The 12,424-nt window shown below is 44.7% G+C and carries 14 protein-coding genes; 1 reads left to right on the top strand and 13 read right to left on the bottom strand.

Translation table 11 applies throughout. From position 1 onward, the window contains the following. Positions 1-109 precede the first annotated feature (109 nt). Entirely contained in the window at positions 110-1,222 is a 1,113-nt protein-coding gene (ald, locus tag HMPREF9188_RS04340; protein WP_009730019.1) for an alanine dehydrogenase, read from the top strand. A 51-nt stretch (positions 1,223-1,273) separates the two neighbouring features. Here the strand turns inward: ald and HMPREF9188_RS04335 are convergent, their stop codons facing one another. The 13 genes from HMPREF9188_RS04335 to proB all read right to left on the bottom strand — a co-directional run bounded on the left by HMPREF9188_RS04335 (position 1,274) and on the right by proB (position 12,397). Beyond that, a complete protein-coding gene (locus HMPREF9188_RS04335) occupies positions 1,274-2,260 on the bottom strand; it encodes a PhoH family protein (protein WP_000658174.1) in 987 nt (328 codons plus the stop codon). 80 nt (positions 2,261-2,340) lie between these two features. Then, a complete protein-coding gene (locus HMPREF9188_RS04330) occupies positions 2,341-2,556 on the bottom strand; it encodes a YozE family protein (protein WP_009730018.1) in 216 nt (71 codons plus the stop codon). Between the two features lie 8 nt (positions 2,557-2,564). After that, on the bottom strand, positions 2,565-3,419 hold the full coding sequence (gene cvfB / locus HMPREF9188_RS04325; RefSeq protein WP_009730017.1) for an RNA-binding virulence regulatory protein CvfB: 855 nt from the start codon (positions 3,417-3,419) through the stop codon (positions 2,565-2,567). Positions 3,420-3,478: 59 nt separating this feature from the next. Next, positions 3,479-4,036 (bottom strand): ribosome recycling factor, encoded by a 558-nt coding sequence (gene frr, locus HMPREF9188_RS04320; RefSeq protein WP_009730016.1) that lies wholly within the window; start codon positions 4,034-4,036, stop codon positions 3,479-3,481. 8 nt (positions 4,037-4,044) lie between these two features. Continuing rightward, positions 4,045-4,782, bottom strand: a complete 738-nt coding sequence (gene pyrH / locus HMPREF9188_RS04315) for a UMP kinase (RefSeq protein ID WP_000002996.1) — start codon at positions 4,780-4,782, stop codon at positions 4,045-4,047. Positions 4,783-4,865: 83 nt separating this feature from the next. Further along, positions 4,866-6,200 carry a methylenetetrahydrofolate--tRNA-(uracil(54)-C(5))-methyltransferase (FADH(2)-oxidizing) TrmFO gene (gene trmFO / locus HMPREF9188_RS04310; protein ID WP_000083710.1) on the bottom strand — a complete coding sequence of 445 codons (1,335 nt, stop codon included), beginning with the start codon at positions 6,198-6,200 and terminating at the stop codon, positions 4,866-4,868. Between the two features lie 142 nt (positions 6,201-6,342). Next, positions 6,343-7,212 (bottom strand): 16S rRNA (cytidine(1402)-2'-O)-methyltransferase, encoded by an 870-nt coding sequence (rsmI, locus tag HMPREF9188_RS04305; RefSeq protein ID WP_009730015.1) that lies wholly within the window; start codon positions 7,210-7,212, stop codon positions 6,343-6,345. Positions 7,213-7,214: 2 nt separating this feature from the next. Further along, entirely contained in the window at positions 7,215-7,532 is a 318-nt protein-coding gene (gene yabA, locus HMPREF9188_RS04300; protein ID WP_000358227.1) for a DNA replication initiation control protein YabA, read from the bottom strand. A gap of 36 nt (positions 7,533-7,568) precedes the next feature. Further along, entirely contained in the window at positions 7,569-8,459 is an 891-nt protein-coding gene (locus HMPREF9188_RS04295; RefSeq protein ID WP_009730014.1) for a DNA polymerase III subunit delta', read from the bottom strand. Next, the gene (tmk, locus tag HMPREF9188_RS04290) at positions 8,456-9,094 is read right to left on the bottom strand and encodes a dTMP kinase (RefSeq protein ID WP_009730013.1); all 639 of its coding nucleotides are present in this window, start codon (positions 9,092-9,094) and stop codon (positions 8,456-8,458) included. Before tmk ends, HMPREF9188_RS04295 begins: the two co-directional genes overlap by 4 nt. A gap of 120 nt (positions 9,095-9,214) precedes the next feature. Next, positions 9,215-10,012 (bottom strand): pyrroline-5-carboxylate reductase, encoded by a 798-nt coding sequence (gene proC, locus HMPREF9188_RS04285; protein ID WP_009730012.1) that lies wholly within the window; start codon positions 10,010-10,012, stop codon positions 9,215-9,217. Positions 10,013-10,015: 3 nt separating this feature from the next. Continuing rightward, positions 10,016-11,278, bottom strand: coding sequence for a glutamate-5-semialdehyde dehydrogenase (locus HMPREF9188_RS04280; RefSeq protein WP_009730011.1), 1,263 nt, complete (start codon positions 11,276-11,278; stop codon positions 10,016-10,018). A 9-nt stretch (positions 11,279-11,287) separates the two neighbouring features. Beyond that, a complete protein-coding gene (gene proB / locus HMPREF9188_RS04275; protein WP_009730010.1) occupies positions 11,288-12,397 on the bottom strand; it encodes a glutamate 5-kinase in 1,110 nt (369 codons plus the stop codon). Positions 12,398-12,424: the final 27 nt, after the last annotated feature.

Here is a 12,424-nt window from a genome sequence, read left to right as displayed (position 1 = left end):
CTTGATTTTTGAAGCGGTTTCATATACAATAAAACCATCACATTTTTGGTTTATGAACCGAAATGTGACAACTAAAACAATCCCGTCAATTGAAAGGTAGGTTATCTCTATGTTAATCGGAATCCCAAAAGAAATTAAAAATAATGAAAACCGCGTTGCCCTCACTCCTGCTGGCGTCCATAGTTTAGTTAGTCGTGGACATCGTGTCCTCATCGAAACAAATGCTGGTCTCGGTTCAGGATTTACTGATGCTGACTATCAAAAGCAAGGAGCTGAGATTGTCGCTACTGCTGCTGAAGCATGGGCTGCCGAATTAGTCGTGAAAGTAAAAGAACCACTAGCTTCTGAATACGGTTATTTGCGTAATGATCTTCTCCTCTTCACCTACTTGCACATGGCAGCTGCTCCAGAATTAGCAGATGCTATGTTAGCAGCCAAAACAACAGGAATTGCCTATGAAACTGTTCGTGATAATCAAGGACAACTACCTCTCCTCGTTCCTATGAGTGAGGTTGCAGGTCGTATGGCGGTTCAAATCGGAGCTCACTTCCTTACTAAGCAAGCTGGTGGCTCTGGTGTCCTACTAGGTGGTGTGCCCGGTGTTTCAAAAGGAAAAGTAACCATCATCGGTGGTGGTGTCGTCGGTACACATGCTGCCCGCATTGCCCTTGGACTCGGTGCTCAAGTGACTATTTTAGATATCAGTGCCAAACGACTCTCAGTTCTAGAAGAAGTCTTTGGAAACCAAATCCAAACTCTTATGTCCAATTCATTCAACATCGAAGCAAGTGTGAGAGATGCTGATGTGGTGATTGGTGCAGTTCTCATCCCTGGTGCCAAAGCACCGAAATTGGTGACAGATGAGATGGTCAAACAAATGCGTCCAGGATCTGTCATCGTTGACGTTGCTGTTGACCAAGGTGGCGTTATCGAAACAGCTGACCGTGTGACAACGCACGATGAGCCTGTTTATAAAAAACACGGTGTTCTCCACTATGCCGTTGCCAATATCCCTGGTGCGGTTGCCCGTACTTCAACCATCGCCCTAACCAATGTCACTCTTCCTTATATCGATGCTTTGGCTGGCAAAGGATTCGCACAAGCAATTGCTGAAGATGAGGGCTTGCGTCAAGGTGTAACCACTTATCAAGGTTACTTGACCAGCCTCCCAGTTGCTCAAGGCCTCAATAAAGATCATACTTCTATCGACGAACTTGTTTAAAGCTAGACACTCATTAAAAAAGAGCAGTTCACATCTGAACTGCTTTTTTTGCTATTCTGTTTCTTCCTTCTTTTCTTCAACCTTAACTGGAGCTGGTTCATAAGCTCGGATAATCTGAGCGACAACTGGATGACGAACCACATCCTTAGCTGAAAAATGAACAAAGTCGATTTGGTGAATGTTCTTAAGCTTTTCTTGGGCATCAATCAAACCGGACTTGACATTACGCGGCAGGTCAATCTGACTGATATCTCCATTGACAATCATCTTCGAATTAAATCCTAAACGAGTCAGGAACATCTTCATCTGCATGATGGTCGTATTTTGTGCCTCATCGAGAATGACAAAAGCATCGTCCAAGGTCCGACCACGCATGTAAGCAAGGGGCGCAATTTCGATAATCTCACGCTCCATAAGACGAGTCGTTTGGTCTTTGCCGAGAATCTGATACAAGGCATCATAAACTGGTCGAAGATAAGGATCCACCTTCTCCTTGAGATCACCCGGAAGAAAACCTAGACTCTCACCTGCCTCCACTGCTGGACGAGTCAGGATAATCCGCTTGACTTGCCCACGTTTAAGGGCAGTCACTGCCAAGGTCACTGCAAGAAAGGTCTTCCCTGTCCCTGCAGGCCCAATTCCAAAGGTCACATCATGCTGTTTGACACTGTCCACATAAAGCTTTTGACCCAAGGTTTTGACACGAATAGGCTTCCCTGTATTGTCCTTGATGATTTCTTCTTCGTAAAGGGCGACAAACTTGTCGATTTCATCGTTTTTGACCATGCTAATCGCCGTCACCACATCTGGCGTCCCTACTGTCATCCCACGATTCACCAAAACCATCAAGGCTTGGATAACCTGACGGGCTTCTTCACATGCAGCTTCTTCTCCCAAAACCTGCACAATCTCCGTACGGGCATGAATCACAACATCAAGCTCTTCTTCCATCAAACGAAGATGGCGTTCATTGGAACCAAAAAGATGAAACAGGTCATCTGGATGACTCAGTTGAATGTCTATTGAATGTTCCTTCAAATAAAGAACCTCTCTAATCCTTTTATTTCTTTTTATTATAGCAAAGAGAACAATAAAATACTAGCCTCATCTCATTGTCTCTAGTGTTCTAAGTATTCTTGCCAGATGGCGTCAAAGTCTCCTAGGTTGAAAGAGAAACTGGCATGCTCCTCCAAGAAGCGACTCACCTCATCAAAATCATCCGTGTGTTTTGGGAAGGCTGTCTCCTCAAAAGCGAGGTCTGCCAAGATGGCTTTGGGGCTATTACTTTTAGGATTTCGCTCGGTCATGAGCCAAGTGTAAAATGATTTTCTCATATGCCTCCCTAAATCAACTCTGTACCAAACTGGTCTTGCTTGATTTTGCCAGCCTTCATCAAGCCTCCGAGTGCTTTCTTGAACTGACCTTTAGAAATTCCAAAGGTTGCCTTGATATCCTCAGGGGATGACTTATCATTCAAGGTCATAAAACCGCCATTGCTTTCCAAGTAGGTCAAAATCATCTGGGCATCATTTTCCAACATCTCAAAAGAACGCGGTTTAAGGGAGAGGTTCAGAGTGCGGTCCACTTCACGGAAACCGATGACACGCGCATCTAAAACTTGTCCCAAACGTGGCTCTGCGTAGCGCTCACTTGGGTGAATGAAACCAAGCATGTTATTCTCTGGCAGATAGACAAAGGTCCCTGACAGCTTGAGACGGTAAACAATGGCTGGCCAGTTTTGGTTCTGCATGTTGTTGTAAGCAGGACGAGCCAGACGTTGGAAGTCTTCCTGATAAGCCAAGAGTCCCCAGATTCGGTCTTTCTTGTCCACCTCAAGACGGATGTAAAGTTTATCACCTTTCTTAGGCCAGAGTTCCTTGAGCTCAGGGAGGATATCGAGTGACACAACGATTTCTTTATCAGGTAGACCGGTATCAACAAAAACACCCAAGTCCTTACGAACTTCCGTTACAGTTCCCCAACCAAATTGATCCTGAGTGGCAGTCACTTCTTGAGTTGTCAAGCGAAGTTTTTGCTTCATATCCGTGTAGGCAAAACCTTTGACCGTATCCCCTACTGTATGTTGACCTTCTTCCTTGGCAAGTGCATAGGTTTGACCATCCTTTTGCACAAAGTAAAAACGGTCATTTTCATCGATGATAAGTCCAACGATAAAACTTGCAAGATTTGTATTCATATTTCCTTCTTTCGAATAAAACTCAGCCAGCAATGCCAACTGAGTTTTTCTGTTTATTTTTAGACTTCCAAAAGTTCTTTTTCTTTATTGGCAGTCATGTCGTCGATGTGTTTAACAGCATCGTCTGTTACTTTTTGAATATCTTTTTCAAGAGTCTTCAATTCGTCTTCAGTGATTTCTTTTGCTTTTTCTTGTTTCTTAGCTTCGTCCATAGCATCACGACGGATGTTACGAATAGCTACTTTAGCATTTTCACCGACCTTCTTCACTTCTTTAGCAAGGTCACGACGAGTTTCTTCTGTAAGGGCAGGGATAACCAAGCGGATCACAGAGCCGTCATTAGCTGGTGTAATACCAAGATCAGAAGCGTTCAAGGCACGTTCGATGTCTTTCAATGAAGACTTGTCAAATGGTGTCACTAACAAGACACGCGCTTCTGGAATGGTAATTGAAGCGATTTGGTTAAGAGGAGTTTCTACTCCATAGTATTCTACGTGGATACGGTCAAGCAAGCTTGCATTGGCACGGCCGGCACGGATACCACCAAATTCACGAGCAAGTGAGTGGTGAGACTGGGTCATTCTTTCTTTCGCTTTTTCAATAATTGCGTTAGTCATAATCTTTCCTATTCCTTTTCTTCGATATTGTTTGAAACTGTTGTTCCGATATTTTCACCAAATACGACACGTTTGATGTTGCCTGGTTGGTTCATGTTAAAGACAACCAAGTCAATGTCGTTGTCCATTGAGAGGGTTGAAGCAGTTGAGTCCATGATACGAAGACCTTTGTTGATAACATCACGGTGGGTCAATTCTTCAAACTTAACGGCTGTCTTGTCTTTCTTAGGATCGGCATTGTAAACACCGTCAACGCCATTTTTAGCCATGAGAATAGCATCTGCTTCGATTTCAGCTGCACGAAGAGCCGCTGTTGTATCGGTTGAGAAGTAAGGTGAACCAATTCCGGCACCAAAGATAACGATACGGCCTTTTTCAAGGTGACGAAGGGCACGTCCACGTACGTAAGGCTCTGCCACTTGTTGCATAGCAATGGCAGTTTGCACACGCGTATCGACACCTACTTGTTGCAATGAATCTGCCATCACAAGAGCATTCATAACGGTCCCAAGCATTCCAGTGTAATCTGCCTGAACACGGTCCATTCCTGCTTCTGCAGCAGGTTCCCCACGCCAGAGATTCCCTCCACCAATAACAAGGGCAATTTCGATACCTAAGCTATGAACTTCTTGAATCTCTTTTGCGATTGTTTGAACTGTCTGGATATCAATCCCTACGCCACGTTCACCGGCAAGGGCTTCACCTGATAACTTGATTAAAATACGTTTATACTTGGGGTTCGCCATTTTTACTCTCCTTTTTTTATCCTACCTATTTTATCACAATTTCTAAGATTTTTATAGTATCATGAGCAATTCTTTCAAAAAAATTAAACCGTTAAAAATTCCTCTAAGTCGGTAAGAGCACGCTCTGCAATTTTTTCATAACGAGCCTTCTTATCACGGATACGCTCGCCTTCCAACTCCTTGATAATCCCGAAGTTGACATTCATTGGTTGGAAATGTTTGCTGTCCGCATGAGTGATGTAATGAGCCAGACTTCCGATCGCTGTGGTCTCTGGGAAGATAGCTTCACTTTCACCCTTGAAGAGTCGAGCCGCGTTAATACCTGCAACTAAGCCTGACGCTGCTGACTCAACATAGCCTTCCACACCCGTCATTTGACCAGCAAAGAAGAGGTTGGGCTGTTTCTTAGAACGATAGGTTTGCTCGAGAAGATTTGGTGAATCCATGTAAGAATTGCGGTGCATGACCCCATAACGGACAAACTCCGCATTTTCAAGACCTGGAATCATTTGGAAGACACGCTTTTGTTCTCCCCATTTGAGGTGGGTCTGGAAACCGACGATATTGTAGAGACTACCAGCCGCATTGTCCTGACGAAGTTGGACAACCGCATACGGTGTTTTAAATTCTCCATCACGAGGGCCTGTGTAGTCATCTGGATACTCCAGACCAACTGGTTTCATAGGGCCATAAAGCATGGTTTTAATGCCACGTTTTGCCATGACTTCGATTGGCATACAACCTTCAAAGTACTTTTCTTTTTCAAAGGAATTGAGCGGTGCTTCTTCCGCATTGACCAAGGCTTCATGGAAATCCATAAACTCTTGCTTGGTCATTGGAGCATTGAGGTAGGCCGCCTCTCCCTTGTCATAACGAGACTTGAGATAGACCTTGCTCATATCGATGGTGTTAACGTCAATAATCGGCGCCGCCGCGTCATAGAAATAGAATCCATCCCCATCATTAAGGGCATGAATCTTCTCAGCTAGGGCATCGCTGGTCAAAGGACCAGTCGCGACAACCGTAATAACATCCGTCGGCAATTCTGTAATTTCATCACGAACCACTTCAATCAAGGGATGGTTGGCCACTTTTTCGGTCACCATTTGGGAGAAACCGTCACGATCCACCGCAAGGGCACCGCCCGCAGGAACACGTGTCGCTTCAGCAGATTCCAAGATAACAGAACCCAAGCGACGCATTTCTTCCTTGAGAAGCCCAACTGCATTGGTCAAAGCATCGCCACGAAGAGAATTGGAACAAACCAATTCAGCAAAATTGTCTGTTTTGTGCTGAGGTGTTGACTTGACACCACGCATTTCATAGAGTTTAACTGGAATACCACGTTCTGCGATTTGGTAGGCTGCTTCAGAACCTGCCAAACCTGCACCGATAACATTAATATAAGATTGAGACACGACACTAATACCTCTTTGGGTGGAAACTAAGTCCAAGTAAAAACAAGCTACTGGATTGTTTGACACCCACAAATCTTTCTAATTTTTCTTTTACTAGTATAACAAAAAAAGGGAAGAAGGAAAACTTCCCTGTTTAGTCATTTTATTGATTTTCTTCCCAATCGTGATAGGCAGCGTAGAGCTGGCTTTTATTCCACTGGTAGAGTTTTGCAACTTCCTTAATGGCTTGATTTTTCTTCATTTCTTGCTGGATACGAGATTGGATTTCTGAAAACAAGTCCTCCTCGTCCTTTTCCTCCACATCCTGACTGGCACCTTCAACGATGAGAAGGCACTCGCCCTTGAGCGGCGTTTCAGCTATGCTTTCTAATAACTCAGAAATGGTGCCTCGTTGGTATTCTTCATAGATTTTGGTCAATTCTCTGACCAAGACTACCGAGCGGTCACCGTAGACTTCTAGCATATTTTCTAACGTATCCGCTACACGATGGGGCGATTCATAGAAAATCTGAGTTTCTGGGTAGGCTTTTTTGGCTTCGAAAAATTGCTTTTGCTGACCTGATTTTCTCGGTAAGAAACCGTAAAAGATATGTGGTTGTGGCGCCAAACCACTGGCAATCAAGGCAGAAATCCCTGCAGAGGCACCTGGAACTGTGACAACTGCAATCTCTTCCTCGATCGCTGCCTTGACTAAATCATGACCAGGATCCGAGATACTCGGCAGACCCGCATCGGAGACCTGAGCGATGCTTTGCCCCGCCTTCAAGAAACCAATCAAATCAGGAATTTTTTCCTTGGCATTATGCTCATGAAAACTGACCTGCTTGGTCGAAATGTCAAAATGCTTGAGCAAGAGACCAGTATTGCGCGTGTCCTCAGCAGCAATCCAGTCCACCTCTTTCAAGGTCTGGATAGCACGAAAGGTCATATCATCCAGATTGCCAATCGGCGTTGCCACTAGGTAAAGCTTGCCATAGGGAGACTGACCCTTAAAACTTTTTTGAATCTGCATGCCTACTCCCTGTATAACAACTCGTCACAGAACATACATTCCTCGTCCTGCTCTCGGCGTTGTCCATAAAAATCATTACATACGTGAAACCCGTCCTTATAGATCCGACGAACGCTTTCACGAACATGCTTGGCCTTGACGGGAGCATCTGCTTCCACCTCACCTAAGCGTTCGCGCAACTTACTATTTTCCAAACGAAGAGCTGTATTTTCCTCTACCAGACTCTTGAGATTTTTCTTGATGGCTTCCACATCGGCCAAGGTCACCAATAGCTGTTGGGAAAAATCATCCAGCGCATCAAATAATTCTTTCTTATCCATAAATCAGCCCTTTCCTTTCTTTATTCTTCATTGAGTTTATATTTCTTTCAAGACCAGATATTCCATGGCATTTTGAAAGCTGACATTAGCCTGCCACATTTTTCTAGCTTCTAGCAAATCTTGTAGAATCTGTCGAATCCTTGCTTGCAAGAGATCCTGTCCACAAAGAACTTCGAGGATTCGCAAGACCTGATCTTGTTTTTCCTTGTCATCTGCCAAGTTGGCTAATTTAGCAACTTGTAGATAGCTTTCTTTTTTCTTTGCTAATAACCAGGTCAGCAGGCGTTCACTTTCATCGACCAAGGTCCAAAAACTTGCCTGATTTACCAACTTTTCAGCTTCAGCTCGTGATTGACAAAACTGGGCTAAGAGAGTCGCTTTTTTCTTGACCAGACCTGCTTGTTCTAATTGATGGATGAGCTTTTCCTCTTGCTTTTTAAAATGGAAAATCTGCGTCCGACTACGGATGGTCGGTAAAATCTTTTCCTCATCGCTAGTTAAGAAGAAAATGTAAACTTCACTCTGGGGTTCTTCGATAACCTTGAGCAGAGAATTGGCTGCGTTGAGATGCATCTTTTCCGCCTGCTCAATAATAAAGACCTGTTTCTGGCTTTCAATCCCTGCTTGGGAAAACTGACCCACCAATTCTCGAATGCGTTCTGTCTTGATAACCTGATTGACTGGCTTAATCAAAGTAACATCGGGAAATTCTTCCTGCTCAATCAGCTTGCAGTTTCGGCATTTCTCGCATGGTAGAACGCCTACTTTATCCGTACAAAAGAGGCTCTTAGCCAAAAACTGCGCCATTTCCAAGCTTCCAAAGAAACCTGAAAAGAGATAGGCGTGATTGAGCTGGTCTTGTTCTAAAATACGGACAAAGCGGTCAAACTGGTCTGGTTGCCAAGCCTTTAGTTGTTCTTGTTTCATTTTGCCAATCCCATTCTCTCAAACAAGACAGCCTTGGTCGTTTCCACAACTTGCTCCAAAGGAAGACTGGCATCAATCTTGACAATACGATTCCCTTCTCTGTCCAGAAGAGAAAGGTAGCCTTGACGGACTTTTTTGTGCAAGTCCAACCCTTCCAAGTCCAAACGATTGACCTCACGATTGCTATTAGCAGCTATGCGAGCCAGTCCTTCTTCCACCTCAATGTCAAAATAAAGTGTCAAATCGGGTTTGAGGCCATCTGTCGCAAACTGATTGAGCCAGTCAATGGCGTCAATATCCAAGCCACGACCAAATCCCTGATAAGCAACGGAACTATCGATGAAGCGGTCCATAATGACCAACTTACCAGCTTCAAGTGCTGGAAGAACTTTTTCCACCAAGTGCTGCCTGCGACTAGCGATATAAAGAAGAAGCTCTGTTTTAGGATCCATCTGAGTATGACTTGGATCCAAAATCACTTGACGAATCTTCTCCCCAATCAAGACTCCACCTGGCTCACGGGTCGTCATCACCTCTACTCCTTTTTCCTCTAAAATTGGGAGCAGAGCCTCTAAAACACTGGTTTTTCCTGCTCCCTCTGGTCCCTCAAGAGAGACTAAAAATCCTTTTGACATGTCTAACTCATTTCTTTTTTTCTACCTTCTATTCTATCAAAAAAATAGGTTTTTGTGACAATCTTTTTGCGTCTTCTCCATTCATTCGACCATAAAAGAGGCTGGGAGTCATCCAACCTCTTATTTACCTAGTTCTTGTGTTCGTTTATAGGCTCGATGAACTGCGCCCATGACCGTGCCTCTAAAGGCATGTTCTTCCAGACTGGCTACACCAGCGATAGTCGAACCTCCTGGGCTACAAACTTGGTCTTTCAATACTCCAGGATGTTGCTGACTTTCGAGGACCATTTGTCCAGCGCCGACTACTGTCTGGGCTGCCATTTTCAAAGCCATTTCTCGTGGTAATCCTGTCTGTACACCCGCATCTGCCAAAGCCTCGATAAAGAGATAAACAAAAGCTGGTCCACAACCTGCGAGACCTGTCGCCGCGTCGATTAAACTATCTCCCAACTCAACCAAAAGACCAGCCTTGGCTAATAATTGACAAAAGAGTTCACTGTCCTCAGCACGACAGTTTGCTGACATGGCATAACTAATCACTCCTTGCCCAATAGCCACTGGAGTATTGGGCATGATGCGAATGATTCGGTGGTGACTGGGAAGAAGTCTAGCCAGTTTTTCTAAGGTCAATCCAGCCCCCATGGAAATCAAAAGAAGACTTTCTCGTTTTTCAAGGATGGTCTGGTATTGAGAAAGCAGTTCAGAAAACTGAGCAGGCTTAACACCTAGAAAAATCACATCTGCTTCTGCAAAAATTTCCTCATTGCTGGAAGCCTGACCACCAAAGTTGGCAATGAAAGCATCTACTTTCGCTTGACTACGATTGGCAAGGAGAATCTGAGCACCCGCCTTACCCTGCAAGACAGCCTTGGCCAAGCTAGCACCCATATTCCCCAAACCGATAAATCCAATCTTCATCTCTTACTCCCTTATCTGTCCGTCACCAGTAACGACATACTTGTAGCTGGTTAACTCTTTCAAGCCCATTGGTCCACGCGCATGCAGTTTCTGAGTAGAAATCCCCATCTCACATCCAAGACCAAACTGCCCACCATCAGTGAAACGCGTTGAGGCATTGACATAAACCGCGGCAGAGTCCACTTGCTCTGTAAAGAAAGCCGCAGCTTCAGCATTTTCTGTCACAATGGCATCCGAATGATGGGTACTATGGGCTTCAATATGCGCAACCGCTTCTTCTAAACTGCTCACAACCTTAATCGCTAGGATATAGTCTAAAAACTCGGTGTCAAAGTCTTGGGCCTCAGCTGCTCGACCTGAAACAAACTGACTTGCTTGGCTATCCAAGCGGAATTGAATTGGTTCCAGTCCAGCTTCCTTACGCTCTGCAACCAGAACTTGTTCCAAGCGAGGAAGGAAGCTTGCTGCCTTGTCTTCATGAACCAGCAAGACCTCCATGGCATTGCAGACAGAAGGACGGCTAGTTTTAGCATTGTTGATGATAGAGAGAGCCTTGTCTTCATCGGCATCCTTATCCACATAGACATGGACAATGCCTGTTCCTGTCTCAATAACAGGTACGATAGCATTTTCAACCACAGCATTGATCAAGCCAGCTCCTCCACGAGGAATGAGAAGGTCTAGATAGCCCTTGGCCTTCATCATAGCATAGCTACTTTCACGGCTGGTGTCTTCCACCAGTTGAATCACCTCTGGATGAATGGTAGTCGTCTCCAAACCCTTCTTCAAGGCTGTGACAATAGCATGAGCTGTTTGATAGGCATCTTTACCGCTACGAAGAACAACTGCATTCCCACTCTTGAGTGCCAAAGCAGCCGCATCAGATGTCACATTTGGACGACTTTCATAGATAATACCGATGACCCCCATAGCCACACGCTTCTTAGTAATAACCAAGCCATTTTCAAGCTGACTTGTTTCTAGGACTTCACCAATAGGATCTGGTAAAGCAACCACTTCACGAATCCCATTTGCCATCGCTTCTATACGTCCCGCATCCAAATAAAGACGGTCTAGCATAACATCTGAGATTTTTCCCTTGGCCGCTGCCATATCGAGGGCATTGGCCGCTAAAATCTCCTCAGTAGCTGCCAATAAATGATCAGCCATAGCTAGCAAGGCTTGGTTTTTCACTGCTTCGCTGGCAGTATTGATTGATTTCTTAACAGCCTGTACCTGTTCAAATTGTTCTTGTGTACTTACCATCGTTCACCTCTAAAATTCTGTAAAGAGCAGCTGGATTTCAGGAGTGATGGAAATCCAGTCATCACGGTGAATCAAGACTCCCTTAGCTTTTTGAGAACGGAGCATATCTTCTAGGGCTGAGACGCCAAATTGGACACGTCCCTTTCCAAGAGATTGACCTGTTTCTTTATCTGCTACTGTGACAATATCATGGTAAGAGAAATTCCCTTCCACTTCTACCACACCTGATAAAAGGAGACTTTTTCCGTTTTTTGAAAGTGCTTCTGCAGCTCCACCATCTACCCAAATCGTTCCTTGACTTTGAGCATAGAAAGCCAGCCATTGTTTCTGAGTACGAAGTCCCTTCTCTTGCGCAACAAAGAAGGAACCGTCCCTAGTTTCTTCAGCTGCCTCAATCAAGGCATCTGATTTCATGGACGAGCAGATATAGACTGGTACCCCTGACTCCGTTGCGATCGTAGCCGCTTTGATTTTTGTCAGCATACCCCCAGTACCGTTTGCCGAACCAGCTCCACCAGCCATATCAATAATCTCACGATTGATAGTCTCAATTTTCTCCAAACGCTTGGCTGTTGGATCTGAGTTGGGATTTCCAGTATAGAGACCGTCCACATCCGTCAAGAGAACCAAAAGGTCTGCCTGCACCATAGCCGCTACCTGGGCACTCAGAGTGTCATTATCACCCACCTTGAGTTCGTCAATGACGACACTGTCATTTTCATTGATGATGGGAATCGCTCCACGATGAAGCAATACAGACAAGGCCTGATGGGCATTCTTATAGCGACGCTTATCTACAAAATCATCCTGTGTCAACAAGATTTGTGCAGAAACGATTTGGCGCATGAGGAGGTTGGTTGTGTATTCTTCTAGGAGCAAACCTTGGCCTACTGCGGCCGAAGCCTGCTTATCTGCAATCTTGGTCGGACGTTTTTTAAAGCCCAAAGCTCCAAACCCTGCCGCTACTGCCCCAGATGACACCAAAATCAACTCATGTCCATCTTCATGCAACATAGCTAATTGCTGGGTAATTACCTTTACTTTACTTCTTGATAAACTCCCGTCTTCATTTGTCAAGGAGGAGGTCCCTACCTTAAAGACGATTCGTTTGTACTTCATATTCTCACTCCGATTCTTCATATTTAT

The organism is Streptococcus sp. F0441, from assembly GCF_000314775.2.
Lineage (GTDB): Bacteria > Bacillota > Bacilli > Lactobacillales > Streptococcaceae > Streptococcus.
This window is presented reverse-complemented; position numbering and strand designations above follow the sequence as displayed.